At 69.6% G+C, this 12,785-nt stretch carries 12 protein-coding genes and 2 pseudogenes; 7 read left to right on the top strand and 7 right to left on the bottom strand.

Annotated elements, in window-relative coordinates:
• Positions 1 to 25 precede the first annotated feature (25 nt).
• Complete coding sequence (locus ACFYYN_RS35800; protein WP_500328281.1) at positions 26 to 385, top strand: DUF6223 family protein; 360 nt, start codon at positions 26 to 28, stop codon at positions 383 to 385.
• 6 nt (positions 386 to 391) lie between these two features.
• A pseudogene (locus tag ACFYYN_RS35795) lies at positions 392 to 619 on the top strand (helix-turn-helix domain-containing protein); the annotation flags it as partial.
• Between the two features lie 994 nt (positions 620 to 1,613).
• Here the strand turns inward: ACFYYN_RS35795 and ACFYYN_RS35790 are convergent.
• Complete coding sequence (locus ACFYYN_RS35790) at positions 1,614 to 2,171, bottom strand: hypothetical protein (RefSeq protein ID WP_500549039.1); 558 nt, start codon at positions 2,169 to 2,171, stop codon at positions 1,614 to 1,616.
• A 466-nt stretch (positions 2,172 to 2,637) separates the two neighbouring features.
• Here ACFYYN_RS35790 and ACFYYN_RS35785 point away from each other — a divergent pair, with 466 nt between their 5' ends.
• Both ACFYYN_RS35785 and ACFYYN_RS35780 read left to right on the top strand, forming a co-directional pair.
• Positions 2,638 to 2,943, top strand: a complete 306-nt coding sequence (locus ACFYYN_RS35785) for a hypothetical protein (RefSeq protein WP_500549038.1) — start codon at positions 2,638 to 2,640, stop codon at positions 2,941 to 2,943.
• 114 nt (positions 2,944 to 3,057) lie between these two features.
• Positions 3,058 to 3,702, top strand: a complete 645-nt coding sequence (locus ACFYYN_RS35780) for a hypothetical protein (RefSeq protein WP_500549037.1) — start codon at positions 3,058 to 3,060, stop codon at positions 3,700 to 3,702.
• 111 nt (positions 3,703 to 3,813) lie between these two features.
• On the opposite strand, the gene ACFYYN_RS35775 is transcribed toward ACFYYN_RS35780, so the two are convergent.
• From ACFYYN_RS35775 to ACFYYN_RS35760, 4 genes are all read right to left on the bottom strand, one after another.
• Positions 3,814 to 4,233 carry a CoA-binding protein gene (locus ACFYYN_RS35775; RefSeq protein WP_500328287.1) on the bottom strand — a complete coding sequence of 140 codons (420 nt, stop codon included), beginning with the start codon at positions 4,231 to 4,233 and terminating at the stop codon, positions 3,814 to 3,816.
• Positions 4,234 to 4,713: 480 nt separating this feature from the next.
• Positions 4,714 to 5,427 (bottom strand): deoxynucleoside kinase, encoded by a 714-nt coding sequence (locus ACFYYN_RS35770; RefSeq protein ID WP_500549036.1) that lies wholly within the window; start codon positions 5,425 to 5,427, stop codon positions 4,714 to 4,716.
• 496 nt (positions 5,428 to 5,923) lie between these two features.
• On the bottom strand, positions 5,924 to 6,316 hold the full coding sequence (locus ACFYYN_RS35765; RefSeq protein WP_500328290.1) for a type II toxin-antitoxin system death-on-curing family toxin: 393 nt from the start codon (positions 6,314 to 6,316) through the stop codon (positions 5,924 to 5,926).
• Complete coding sequence (locus ACFYYN_RS35760) at positions 6,313 to 6,624, bottom strand: hypothetical protein (protein ID WP_500439575.1); 312 nt, start codon at positions 6,622 to 6,624, stop codon at positions 6,313 to 6,315. The genes ACFYYN_RS35765 and ACFYYN_RS35760 overlap by 4 nt, the downstream gene beginning before the upstream one ends.
• A gap of 306 nt (positions 6,625 to 6,930) precedes the next feature.
• Here ACFYYN_RS35760 and ACFYYN_RS35755 point away from each other — a divergent pair, with 306 nt between their 5' ends.
• Positions 6,931 to 7,464, top strand: coding sequence for a GNAT family N-acetyltransferase (locus ACFYYN_RS35755; RefSeq protein WP_500549035.1), 534 nt, complete (start codon positions 6,931 to 6,933; stop codon positions 7,462 to 7,464).
• A 502-nt stretch (positions 7,465 to 7,966) separates the two neighbouring features.
• Positions 7,967 to 8,678 (top strand): annotated as a pseudogene (locus ACFYYN_RS35750) (polysaccharide lyase family 7 protein).
• 131 nt (positions 8,679 to 8,809) lie between these two features.
• On the opposite strand, the gene ACFYYN_RS35745 reads toward ACFYYN_RS35750, so the two are convergent.
• Complete coding sequence (locus ACFYYN_RS35745) at positions 8,810 to 9,286, bottom strand: hypothetical protein (RefSeq protein ID WP_500549034.1); 477 nt, start codon at positions 9,284 to 9,286, stop codon at positions 8,810 to 8,812.
• A 209-nt stretch (positions 9,287 to 9,495) separates the two neighbouring features.
• A complete protein-coding gene (locus ACFYYN_RS35740) occupies positions 9,496 to 10,527 on the bottom strand; it encodes a serine protein kinase RIO (RefSeq protein ID WP_500549033.1) in 1,032 nt (343 codons plus the stop codon).
• Between the two features lie 584 nt (positions 10,528 to 11,111).
• Between ACFYYN_RS35740 and ACFYYN_RS35735 the strand changes: the two genes are divergently transcribed.
• Positions 11,112 to 12,581 carry a DEAD/DEAH box helicase gene (locus tag ACFYYN_RS35735; RefSeq protein WP_500549032.1) on the top strand — a complete coding sequence of 490 codons (1,470 nt, stop codon included), beginning with the start codon at positions 11,112 to 11,114 and terminating at the stop codon, positions 12,579 to 12,581.
• Positions 12,582 to 12,785 lie beyond the last annotated feature (204 nt).

Below are 12,785 nucleotides of genomic sequence, written 5' to 3'. Positions count from 1 at the left end.
CATTGCCGTGCGGAAGGGGAGAGACATGAGCGCATCAGACGTCTTGATGGCGGCCGCCGAGGGCGGAGTCATCGGCGATGGGCGGACGGGGGCCAACCTGGCTCTCGGGGTGGGGCTGGTCGGCGTGGCCATCGGTTGGCTGGCCCTCTCCCGTGCCGCCGCACGGATCAGCCCCGGCAACGCGCGCACCGGCGCCATGTCCGCCATGGCGACGGGGCTGGCCGGCACGATCCTGGCAGTGCTGCACCTGGCCACTTCCAGCGGCGGTCCCGGCACCGGCAACGGCCTCGTCGGAGCCATCGCGGCCATCCCATTGGGACTGATCGCCATCCTCCTCGGCCGCCGGGCGCTGATCCGCTCCCGCCGCACCGTACCGACCGGCTGACCACAGCGTGTACTGCTGGTGGCCGCGTACTGGCGGACCAACCTCACTCTGCGCCAGCCGGCCCCGCTGTTCGGCGTCTCCAAGTCCGCCGCCGACCGGATCATCGACCACACCGGCCCGTTGCTCGCCCTCAAGCAGCGACAGCGATTCCGCAAGGGCACGGTCCTCATCGTGGACGGCACCCTGGTGCCCACACGCGACCACAGCATCGCTGAGCAGTCAAAGAACTACAGAAAGTAGTCACCTCTTGATCAGTGGCGATAGATGCGCCCAAGAATCGCCGCGATCCTGACGTCGGCGCCGGGCCGGACCGCGGGGAGGACGCCGTCGACGGCGAAGCCGAAGTAGGCCTGCGCGTCCATCCTGCGGGACCACGGGAGGCGCCCGCGGGTACTGACCCGCACTGGACGCACCGGCTACGAGTCGTTCAAGCTCGCGTGACAGCGTGGGCAGGGCGTCACGTCGGGCATACGGAACGCAATCTCAACCTCACGCGGGGTGAGCCAATCGCCGGCTGCGTCCGGGCAGTCACCGCGGTGGACCACACCACGGAGCGTCCCGCCCCTGGGTACGTGCTGGAGGCGAAAGCCGACTGCAAAGGAGCCCTCGCGTTCTGCTGACGTAGGCGCGGAGGGCTCACCTGACTCTTCGGTCTCGCGGATCTTGGCGTCGACCGCGTCAATCTGTAGCTGCAGGTAGAGGCGGATCACGTGCAAGGCATCCAGATCAGGAGGCAGGTCACCCACATGACAAATCTAATGGCGGTCAGTGGGTTGAGCGAGCGGAGCCGGAGGGGCACCCCTTCAGTGACAGCCACTCGGCGACGAAGTGCCCCGCCCGAATCGCCCAACTGTGGGGCGACCCCGCCGTGGACAGGGCGGTGAACGCCGACGAGGTCGCGCGGAGCACCCGCCCGGTCCTCACCACGTAACCGGACGGGCTGCTGGGCCCGAGGATCCGTGGCCGCGTCTTCGGCATGGCCGAACACCTGATGCCCTTCCGCCCCCAGACCAACAGTACGTCCAGAGTTTCGGCCTCTGGCGCGGCCTGTGGGAGATCAGCCAGGACGCGATCGACCCCTTCGGATTTCATGAACTGGTGGAGCCCCAAGGACACGGGTGGCATCTGCGACCCGAATGCGGGGAACTGCGCCTGGGAGATGCGAGTTCCACAGCGGGCCACCGCCGGGCGATTCCGCGGTGGCCCGCCGCCTGTGTGCGAGGTGTCCTCAGCAGGGCGCCATCACCAGCTCACCGATCACCCGCAGCCCAACCTGAGCCGCGAGCCACGGCGCGCGCCCGGCCTCGATCTGCTTGACGTGGACGAAACGCGTGTGATCCGTCGCGGGCTCCTCCAGTTCGAGGTCGCGCGCATTGACGCACAGCGTCACGAACGCACCCCTGGTGCCTCCGATCCCCAGACCGATCTCCGGGGCCTCGGGCCACCCATTGAAGTCCCACCGCACCGAGGCCGGGCTACCGCCCACCGCCATGAGGAACGGCCCGACCGACTCTGGCGGCATGGCCCAGCCCCGCACCCAGATGGGCAGGTACTCCGACGGGTCGTCCCCCTTCAGCGACGCACCGGAGCCGCCGCCCTCCGCCCCCCATTCGGGATCCGGCAGCAAATCCATGAGCGGTGAAAGGGTCTGCGCCTGGGACACCCGCGCCCCGAGATCGACTTCCAGGCCCCTGAGGTCAGCGATCGCAAGCAACCGCTCAACAAGACGCAATCCCTCCGAAAGGTCCGGCGTTCTTAGAATGGGCTGCGCATACGAGTTGGACATGGCGGTGATTCTCCCGTGGCATGTCTTCCACCAATGGACCAATCGCGACCCCAGTACCGGCTGTACACCGCCCTGACAGCGTCCCGCAAGCAGGACACTCAACACGGTCTCGCCACGTTCTCCACGCGGCACTGGAGGGTCGCCCGCCCACCGGGGGTCAGCAGCATTCCGGCGTGACGCCCCGGTACCGGCCGACCGGCCAGCCGACCGAGCCGGATGCCCGTTCTGCCCTGCATCCGGTCACTGGGCCGCCTGCTGCGCCGCTTGGTAGGCGTCCCACAGCGGCTGCACGACCGTGCACTGGCGGGCAGCTCCATCCCGGCACGTGGGGCATGAGGTGGCATGGTCCAGCCACGCCCGGTACGCCGCCTGGACCGCCTGGTTCACCTGCGCCACACGCGCCCGAACCACAGCACCGGGCCCCGAGCCGGTCTCCAACCAGCGCTCCGTGAACCCGGACTCCCCCATGACCAAGAACTCCTCAACCTCGCCGGATCCCGCATCCGGCCCGCCCCAACAGCAGAACCCCAATGTATCCACACGCCGCACGGCACAACTCAAACTGCCGCATCATCTGGACAACTCCACCGACTTGGACACACAACTGGCCGGAACCTTGCGGCCCACAGCACTCGCAGCAACAGGTAAACCAACCCGCCACTCCCCGCCCGGCAGCACCCAGAACGGCAACACGAGCTTCGGCAACCGGGCAAGCGACGTGCTGCCGCATCAGAGCCTGGACCGAAAAACGCGTCCGGGACGGGTCTGCTGACAGGGCACGTTGACTTGGTTCTGGCAGTAGTTGGTGAAAGGACCCTGCCCCGGGCGAGACCTTGGGCCACCAAAGTGACGTGCGATCCGGCTCGGCAGGCCGTAGCGTCCTGGGATGAGCAGCTTCAACACGCACCAGAGACGGGTCTACGACGAGGACCTGCCCGCGCGTGTCCGGCATACGAATCTGCGGTCGTGCCTTGTGCACTTCGCGCCTTACGGCTTCCGAGCCACTTATCACCACCTCTGCCTCAGCGCGGGAATTCCCAAGGATCTGGAGAAGGATCCGAGCTCGCTGATACGCGCCGTCGCAGAGCTGCACCACGCCCGACAGCTCTGGCTCGCTGACGAACGTGCTCATACCCATAGCCGCCGAGCGGACAAAGCACGCGGCTTTCGGCAGGCGAAAGCAGACGACTCATGGCGAGGCTGGCAGCGTGGATGGGGGAACATCGCCTACTGCCCCGAGCCGACGGTCCATCCCGGCGAGTCGCTGCCGGTGGTCGTCGAGCGGGTGCTCCGTTCGTCGGTCCCGCTCGATGAAGCTCCTGGGCTGACGTGCCGGGTATGCGGAAACCGGGACAACACCAGCGTTTGGCACGACGGCCTCTACCGGATCCATCAGTTGTGCAGGGAATGCGGGGTCAGCCTCGCGGTGCAGCGGGCCGACGAGCCCGACCCGCTGCTGGCCGCCGCTCACGCCCGGCAGTGGAAGGACATCTGGAGGCTGCGCAACGAATCTCCTCCCAACCCGAGCTGAGTTTCCGCACGAGGGTGGCGTCACGGTCAATGCACACACGCTCTGGCCCCTCGACCACGGGGCCACGGCACAACCTGCCGACACCATCGCGCAGTGGCCGGCCGGTAAGCGTCAGCCCAGCCCCAGCCGGGGTATCTCCCGTCCCGGGGAGCGGTCCATCACCATCAGCAGGCCCGCATCGCGTGTCCTTGCGTAGGCGGCCTCGTCAATGACGTCCAGCTGGAACCAGACCGCCTTCGCGCCGATCGCCACGGCCTGGTCGGCGATACCCCCGGCGAGGGCGGAGTTGACGAACACGTCCACCACATCCACCGCAAAGGGGATCTCGGTCAAGGACGCGTAGCCCGGCTCGCCGTGCACCGTCTCGGCCTTCGGGTGGACGGGTACCACCCTCTTGCCCAGGCGCTGCAGCTTCCCCGCCACACGGTAAGCGGCCCGTTCGGGGTTGTCGGACAGGCCCACAACGGCCCAAGTGTCGCCGGCAGCGGTGAGTATCTGCCGTATCGTCGCGTCGTCGCCGTACGTCGTCATGCCCCGCACCGCCGTGCGCGGGTGAGCTGCGCGCCACGTGCCGCCGAGCTCATGATCACCGGGAGCGCCAGGTCCTTGGGCTTCATCTGCAGCATGGAACGACCCTAACCGGCCGGAATACTGTATGCAATGGTCTTGGCTGGTCCATTTCGCCTGGCGAGTGGCTGATGCCCGTCCCGGCAGGCGGCCCGGCTCCCGCGCTGCAACACGCCACCCGGCACGCCACCGGCACCACGCCCCTCCATGCCGGAGGGCCCCGCCACATCCACCGCAGCACACCGCCGGCCGGCCGGCACGACCATTCCCACCGCTACTCACACCCGACCCGGGATCTGCAACTTCACGCTGCACCAGGCTCAATGGGGTCGCGCCGCGGACTGACGCAGCCCCCTCTCGGAACAAGGCCACGGATCCACCCCTGCTCACAGGGGTGGATCCGTGGCCTTTCGGTACGTCGGGCGCATGGAGGGGGTCCGCCGCTCAGGCGGAGACCGCCGTGGGCGTCTCGCGTTCGGCGGTCTCGCCGGTGGCGTTCGCCCGGCGGCCGACCGCCGCCAGGGCGTCCTTGACCTCGCGCGCCACGCGGGCCGCGTCCTCGGGGTTGTTCACCACATCGGTGTGATTCATGTCGACGACGAGGACCTCGCTGGCCGAATAGTGCTTGTGCACCCAGTCGTCGTAGCCGGACCACAGCGTCCGGTAGTACTCGACGAGGCTCTCGTCCTGTTCGAAGTCCCGGCCCCGCAACCCGATGCGGTGCAGGACCGTCTCGAAGTCCGCCTTGAGGTAGACCATGAGATCGGGTGCCTTGCGGTACGGCAGGCCGTCGATCTCGCGCATCATCTCGTCGAGCAGCCCCTCGTACACCCGCATCTCGAGGGAGCTGATCCGGCCCAGGTCGTGGTTGACCTTCGCGAAGTACCAGTCCTCGTAGATGGACCGGTCGAGGACGTTGTCGCCCTGCTTGTACGCCTTCTTGATCGAGGCGAACCGCGTCTGCAGGAAGTGGAGCTGGAGCAGGAAGGGGTACCGCTTGGCCTGGATCTCCTCGGGGCTCGCCGTGTAGAAGAGCGGAAGGATCGGATTGTCTTCCACGCTCTCGTAGAAGACTTCGCTGCCCAGTTCCTTGGCGAGCAGTTCGGCCACACTCGTCTTGCCGATTCCGATCATGCCTCCGACGCAGATCACTGACATACCTCACATCTCCGTGGCGGGTCTTCTGTTCACGGGCGGGTGGGCAAGGCGCCCCAGACCACTCGGACGCGCGTCGGCGGTCACGCGATTTCGCGGGATCTTCATGATCAGCGTCGTGTCGTCCCCGTCCAGACCCAGGCCCTGACACCGGCCGCTCTCCTCGACCGGCCGACCTGGCCGTTCCGCGGTCGCCACACGGCGACGAGCCGCAGCCCCCGCGGCCGCCCTGAAGTTTAACTGATCGTTTCGGAATGACGTACGGGAGTCGTCGCAGGCAGATGATGCCGCGGGCGAGTCCCAGCAGGGCGTGGTGGAGGTCAGCGCGGCGCCGCCACGGGCCCAAAGACGCTTGGACTTGTGGAGCCGGGCAAGGGCTCGCTCCACGACCAGCGGATCTCGCCCGCGCCGGATTCGGGCGCGACGCCGCGTCGCACGATCAGGGGTTTGATGCCGCGCCCTACGGGCGTGCCGTGTTCCCTCACGCCGGGGAGTTCTTTCAGGCGGTACCCCATTGGCGAAGTTGCAGGGCGATCTCCTTGACGGACTTCTCGCCGGCTATGGCGTCGCGGACCAGGACAGCGGCGTCCTTCGGCGGGTAGGTCAGGGTGTGGCCGTTCACGCGGAGGAACGCGACTGCGGCGAGCCATCCGAACTGGCCGTTGGAGTGCTCGAGGGCCGGGAGCCTCACCAGGGTGTGGAGCAGCGCGGCAGCCTTGAGCCAGATCGAGCCGTAGACATCCTGGCCCATGGCCTCCGCGCGGTGACGGGCGACCGCGGCGGGAAGTACCCCCAGGTCGTCGGCCTGCGGGTCCCCGAGAATGTGCTCGGCGACCTGCAGCAGCATCGGCACTTCCGCGTAGATCACCCCGTCGGGGCGGGGTGCGCTCACGCGGCGCTCCCGTGTGCCTGGTCGCCGTCGAGCTCGGCCAGGCGGCGGCCGGCCTCCGCCTCCGCGGAGCGGCGCTCCTCGTTCGGACGTCCGTCCTCCGGCAGGATCTCGGCGAACGCGTCCTTGACGTGGGCGTGCGCCTCCACCGCGGCCTGCAGGAATTCGTTCGGGACGGCGTTGGCGAAGCTGAGCGCGGCCCGGCGGATGTACTCGCGGGTGGACAGGCCCGCGGCCGTGGCCGCGCGGCGCACCTGGTCCAGTTCGTCGTCGTCCGCGAACGGGACGTTCATACCCTTGGGAGTCGGCATGTACTGACGGTACCGCCAGTACAACCAGGGCGCGAGTGGTTCGGCGCTCCTACTGCAGCACACCTCCGGATCCGACCCCGTCCCTCCACGTGGCGTCCTGCTCCTGACCGCGTTGATCGCCCGGGTCGCGGTCGACGCCCCCGCGACGACGCTCCGCGCGCCGGTCCGCCCTGGGGCCATGGGCGAGGGCCTGCTCCTGCACACGCCCCAAAGACGGCGCAGGCACGGCGGCGGATGCCCGCCGGCGGACGGCAGCGGCCGCCACGCCGATTACCGTCGCGGCTTCGCCTTCGACAGGATGAACCCATGACCGAGATCCAGACCCCCCGCCTGCTCCTGCGCCGCTGGCAGGACGACGACCTGGTGCCCATGGCCGAGATCAACGGCGACCCGCAGGTGATGCGCTGGGTCGGCGACGGCTCCGTACGCGACCTGGAACACACGGCGGAGGCCATCGAACGGTGGGAGGAGGAGTGGGACGAGGAGGGCTTCGGCCTCTTCGCCGTCGAGTTGCTGGCCTCGGGTGAACTGGCCGGTTTCACCGGCCTGTCCCTGCCGGAGTTCCTGCCCGATGTGATGCCCGAGGTGTCCGTGTGCTGGCGGCTGGGCCGACAGTTCTGGGGTCAGGGCTACGCCTCGGAGGCCGCCCACGCCGCGATGGAGTTCGCGCTCCAGGACCGCGGCCTGGAACGGCTGGTCGGCATCGCGAGGATCGGCGACACCGCCTCGGAGAACGTGATGCGCAAGCTGGGCATGACGCCGCAGCGCGAGACCACACACCCCAAGTACGGCTTCCCCCTGCGTGTGCACACCATCGACCTCACCGAGTTCCAGGCCTGAACCGGCGCCACCGCCCTGCGAGCGTCCACGTGGACCACGGCCCCGCCGACGGTCCGGGCGGTACGAAGACCCACCCCGGCACGGGTGCTCCCCGTGGACGACGATCGGGCCTTCCGGCTCGTCGGCCGCGCTCGCTCCGAACAGAATCCGCGATCTCCGCTTCGTCGTACGCCGTGCGCGGCCGGTCACCGCGACCGGGCCCGTCGATGACGGCGACGGGGAAGCCGCACCGGTCACCAGGCGCTGGGCGCGGCCCGGCATCGCCGGGTGCTTCTTGTGGTTGCCACCGCTGTGGGCAACGTCCACAGCGGACCTGATTTCTCCGTCCTGCGACGGGCTCACGCCCGGACAGCGCGGCGATTGGTGCAGACCTTGACGCGGCCACGCCACGGTCCTACGGTCTCGAGCTGACCGGTGTTCACATCCACACACCGCGTTCAGGTAAGTGAACCCCGATCTGACAGGAGGTCCCCCCACCCTCCCTGGCCGTCGCGACCGCGTCATCGGCAGCGGCCCCGCTTTCGCCGCCGACCCCAAGGTCGCCCCCGGCGGCAACTTCGACCTCTCGGTGTGGCAGCTCCAGGAGCCGGTCGGCTCCCCGGGCTCACCGACCACCATCTCCTCGTCCCGCCTCCAAGGGGCGAACGGCTACCAGGACTCGTACTTCTACACCGACACCCGCGACGGCGCGATGACCTTCTGGGCGCCGGAGAAGGGCGTCACCACGCCCAACTCCAACTACGCCCGCTCCGAACTGCGCGAGATGAACCGCAGCGGCAGCGCCGCGGACTGGCCGCTCAGTGGTACCCACCGCATGAGCGCGACGCTGCGCGTTCTCGGTGACCTCCAACGTCTGTGTCGGGCAGATCCACCTCGGCTCCGGCGGCTCGTCCACCAAGCCGCTGCTGGAGCTGTACTACCGCTCCAGCGGCGACATCGTCCTCGGCACCGAGAACTCGCCCTCCGGCGGCCAGACGCTCCACACCGTCGGCCACGTGTCCGTCGGCAAGACGTGGACGTACACCATCGGCGTTTCCGGCGGCCACACCATCGACCTGACGGTGAACGGCAGCACCACGCACTACGCGATCCCGTCGTCGTTCAACGCCTACAAGCAGTACTTCAAGGCGGGCTCGTACAACCAGTCCTCGTCCGACAGCACCACCAGGGGCGCGCGCGTCGCCTTCTACGGCCTCACGGTCTCGCACAGCTGAGCTACCGGCTCCCACCGCGAGCGACAGGGTCGCGGCGGGACCTCTCGACCGGGGGCCGGGCCGATGTCCTCTTCCCCATGCTCCGCGACGAAACCTTCCACCAACCTCAGTCGTCGGTCTCAGCCGCCGGCCTACGGCTCCATGAGCAGGACGACTCGATCAGCCTCGACATCGAAGCCGAGGATCGGATGGCCAACGGCGCCCTCCCCGTCCATCAGCACCGGCTTGCCCAACCGCCGCCCGATCTCCCGGAAGAAGCCGCACAACACATCGAGTCGTTCCTGCCCCTGCAACTCCCGCAGATCGACGTCGAAGTCGACGACCTCGTCGTCAAGGAAACGGAAGATCGCCAGCACATCGGCAGACGGCCAGACCCGCAAGTTCGGACACTCCGCATCCGCGGGGCGGGACAGCACGGCCTCCGCCCGGGGTACCGGAAGCACGGCCTCGCCCTCCGAGTACTGGCACTCCCAACCCTTCTCCGCGATGAGATCGAGGACGGCCTGCCAGCCCTCCACCGAGACGTCCGGGACACGCACGTCCGGCAACGACCCCATGGAGTCCGGGTCGAAGAAACTGCTCACGTCATCCCACAGCAGATCAGCCACCCCGCCATGCTGCCCGGCTCGCCAACCCAACGCAGCCCCTTTTCCATTGACCGCAGGCATAGGGCCCCCACGTACCGTCAGGTGCGCCCTTCCGTCCCGGCAAGGCGCGCCATCCCCGCCCGCGCGGGCCCGGGAGCGGCTCCCGGGCCCGCGTCGCGCGTCGGCGTGCGTGCCCGGCGACTGGGGACACGCCGATTCACAGGCGACGTTCAGCCCAGCCGTGCGTCAAAGGCCAATGCCTGCGCCAGCTCCTCGACACGTCGCTCGGCGAGGCCCCTGGAGACGAACCAGGCACCGACGTTGCGGACATCGCGCTCCAGGAAGGACAGACCCCGCGGGTTCGCGACGACGTCGACGATCTGAGGCACGTCGATGACGACCAGGCGGCCCTCGTGGACGAGGATGTTGTAGGCCGACAGGTCGCCGTGCGCGTAGCCGTCACGCGCGAGCAGCGACAAGCTGCGGCCCAGTTGCTCCCACAGGTCCTCCAGATCGACCTCTTCCGAGCGGAGCTGGGCGAGACGTGGCGCGGCCGTCCCCGACCGGTCACCGATGAACTCCATGAGGATCTCGGTCCCGAGGATCTGCACGGGGTACGGCACGGCCACCCCCGCCGACCACAGCCGCGACAACGCCGCGAACTCGGCGCCGGCCCACTGGCCGGCGATGGCCTCTTTGCCGAAGGCCGTGCGCTTGGCCATGGCCCGGCTGATCCGGGACTCCTTGTGGGCACGCCCCTCCAGGTATCCGGAGTCGCGGTGGAACATGCGGTGCTGTCCGTCGCGGTAGCGTTTGGCGGCCATCAGAGTGCGGCGGTCGGTTCCGGGCACCGCCCGTTCGATCAGGAAGACGTCGGCCTCTTTGCCGGTCTTGACGATCCCGAGTTCGAAGTCGACCGCGGCCAGGTCCGTCACCACCCATGCGGGGCGCGGCTCGGGGCCCTTCTCGGTCGGGGTCGACCGGTCCCAGGTGGACCAGCGGTCACCCTCGGCAGGGCCGTCGGTCGACTGGCCGGGCGTTGGTTCCTCGAGGGTGTCCTCGTCGTCTTCGGCTCCGGAGTCGAAGACGGTGGAACGGAGGTCCTGGGTGCTGCGGGCATCCCCGACCGCCGAGGCCCGGCGTGCCGCGTACTCGGGGAAGGCCTCCTCGAAGGCCTCGTCAGCGTCGCGGTGACTGCGTCGTCTGGTGCCCTTGGGGCGGATGCGGGTGAAGGACTCGCCGTCGGCAAAGCGCTCACGCATGGTGATGATCTCCAGTGGAAGGACCCACCGGACGGAGCGTCAGCGAACGCGCGTCATCAGCCGGTGGGAAGGTAGCGGGAAAAGGCGTCTGGCGCGCACACACGAGCGCGCCGCGTCACGGCGGCGTCCACGAAGACGCACCTCCTCTCCCACTACGCCGGGCCGTTGTTCACGCCCGGCACTTCAGATCGGCACGATCCTAGCCAGCCCCGCAGACCGCGCAACCGGTTTTCTCAGGCCCCCGCAGGTACGGGTTGACGAGCACCGAAGGGGGCGACCCCGCGTTGCGCGGGCACCACCGGGTCCTGGGTACGCCGTCGTCCCGGCCGATCCGGAAGGGCGCCGCCCCGTGCGGGACCGCGGACCCGCCGGGGAAATCGGACCGGGCGGGTAAACTCGTGGGGAAGTGTGATCCGCACGTCGGTACCCGGCGCCGGCGCGCACGACGCAGCTCGACCCCACGCCGTACGGACGGGACCACCCGCTGTCGGTCACCGTCTTGTCTTCGGCTCGTTCTGGCGACTCCCCGGCCGCGCATCCACCGGGAATTCCCTCGATGCGTGCCCGTCGAGGAAGGTTCGCCCATGAACCGTTCGCCCCGGAACGACCAGCGCTCCGGCCAGTCCGGCCGTTCCCGTCCGCAGATTCCCGGCCGCTCCGGCGGCAAGGGACGTCCCACGACCCCGCAGGGCGAGTTCGCGGCACCCGTGACGACGACCCCGGCCCTGCCGCCGATGACGGCGTTCACCGAGCTGCGGCTCCCGCCGGCCCTGCTGAAGACGCTGACCGACCTCGGCGTGGACGAACCGTTCCCCATCCAGGCCGCCACGCTGCCGGACGCGCTGGCCGGCCGGGACGTGCTCGGCCGGGGACGCACCGGTTCGGGCAAGACCCTGGCCTTCGGCCTGCCGCTGCTGACCCGTACAGCCGGGCAGCGTGCCGAGCCCAAGCGGCCCCGCGCACTGGTCCTGGTGCCCACCCGTGAACTGGCGCAGCAGGTCACGGAAGCGCTCACCCCCTACGCCCGGGCGCTGGACCTCAGGCTCGCCACCGTGGTCGGCGGCCTCTCGATCGGCCGGCAGGTCGGAGCGATCCGGGCGGGGGCCGAGGTCGTCGTGGCCACGCCCGGACGTCTGAGCGACCTCGTCGCGCGCCGTGACTGCCACCTGGACCACGTGCGGATCACGGTCCTGGACGAGGCGGACCAGATGGCCGACCTGGGGTTCATGCCGCAGGTCACCGAGCTGCTGGACCTGGTGCGGGCCGGCGGCCAGCGGATGCTGTTCTCGGCCACCCTCGACAACAACATCGACCTCCTGGTCCGTCGCTACCTGACCGATCCGGTGGTCCACTCGGTCGATCCCTCGGCCGCGACCGTCGTCGCCATGGAGCACCACGTGCTGTACGTCCACGCCGCCGACAAGTACGCCACCGCCACCGAGATCGCCGCCCGTGACGGCCGGGTGATCATGTTCCTGGACACCAAGCACGCGGTCGACCAGTTCACCAGGCACCTCGAGGGTTCCGGTGTCGCGGCGGCGGGCCTGCACAGCGGGAAGTCCCAGCCGCAGCGCACCCGGGCCCTCGCACGGTTCAAGACCGGCGAGGTGACGACCCTGGTGGCCACCAACGTCGCCGCCCGCGGCATCCACATCGACGACCTGAACCTCGTGGTCAACGTCGATCCCCCCGGTGACGCCAAGGACTACCTCCACCGCGGCGGACGGACCGCGCGGGCCGGCCGGTCCGGCCGGGTGGTGACCCTCGTGACCACGCACCAGCGCCCCGACATGACCCGGCTCATGTCCGACGCGGGCATCCGGCCGACGATCACCCAGGTACGATCCGGCGATGCGGCGCTGAGCCGGATCACCGGGGCCAAGGCCCCGTCCGGCGTTCCCGTCGCCGGCGCACCGGCCGCGCAGGCGCCGGCACGCGGTGGCGCCCCGTTCCGCGGCCTGGGCACGCGCCCCGGCCGGGAGTCACGCAAGACGGCCGAGGCCCGCCAGATGGCCGCGGCCCGTGAGGCCGCCCGCATCCGCCGGGGCAACTGACCCCACGCTTGCTGCGCCGGCCCACCCCCCGAGGTCGCCGCGATGTGGCGTGGCCGTCCGGAGGCGGGCGCCCGGCGGGCGGCCTCGGTACGGAGGCCGTCGAGCAGGAAGGCGACGCCGCGGCGCCGGGCATCAGGGACGGCGCTCGCAGCCGCACGGGCGAGCGGGGCGTCGGTGGACGCTCTGTGCACGGCGATGCGTTCC

The organism is Streptomyces sp. NPDC001902 (genome assembly GCF_042891295.1).
Classification (GTDB): domain Bacteria; phylum Actinomycetota; class Actinomycetes; order Streptomycetales; family Streptomycetaceae; genus Actinacidiphila.
Note: the sequence above shows the minus strand (reverse complement) of the source record. Positions and strands in the feature narration are given on the sequence as shown.

What these genes read in the sequence shown, in the direction of transcription:
- ACFYYN_RS35800 (WP_500328281.1), top strand. Translation starts at nt 26, where the DNA reads ATGAGCGCATCAGACGTCTTGATGGCGGCCGCCGAGGGCGGAGTCATC.
- ACFYYN_RS35790 (WP_500549039.1), bottom strand. Translation starts at nt 2,171, where the DNA reads ATGTCCAACTCGTATGCGCAGCCCATTCTAAGAACGCCGGACCTTTCG.
- ACFYYN_RS35785 (WP_500549038.1), top strand. Translation starts at nt 2,638, where the DNA reads ATGACCAAGAACTCCTCAACCTCGCCGGATCCCGCATCCGGCCCGCCC.
- ACFYYN_RS35780 (WP_500549037.1), top strand. Translation starts at nt 3,058, where the DNA reads ATGAGCAGCTTCAACACGCACCAGAGACGGGTCTACGACGAGGACCTG.
- ACFYYN_RS35775 (WP_500328287.1), bottom strand. Translation starts at nt 4,233, where the DNA reads ATGACGACGTACGGCGACGACGCGACGATACGGCAGATACTCACCGCT.
- ACFYYN_RS35770 (WP_500549036.1), bottom strand. Translation starts at nt 5,427, where the DNA reads ATGTCAGTGATCTGCGTCGGAGGCATGATCGGAATCGGCAAGACGAGT.
- ACFYYN_RS35760 (WP_500439575.1), bottom strand. Translation starts at nt 6,624, where the DNA reads ATGCCGACTCCCAAGGGTATGAACGTCCCGTTCGCGGACGACGACGAA.
- ACFYYN_RS35755 (WP_500549035.1), top strand. Translation starts at nt 6,931, where the DNA reads ATGACCGAGATCCAGACCCCCCGCCTGCTCCTGCGCCGCTGGCAGGAC.
- ACFYYN_RS35740 (WP_500549033.1), bottom strand. Translation starts at nt 10,527, where the DNA reads ATGCGTGAGCGCTTTGCCGACGGCGAGTCCTTCACCCGCATCCGCCCC.
- ACFYYN_RS35735 (WP_500549032.1), top strand. Translation starts at nt 11,112, where the DNA reads ATGAACCGTTCGCCCCGGAACGACCAGCGCTCCGGCCAGTCCGGCCGT.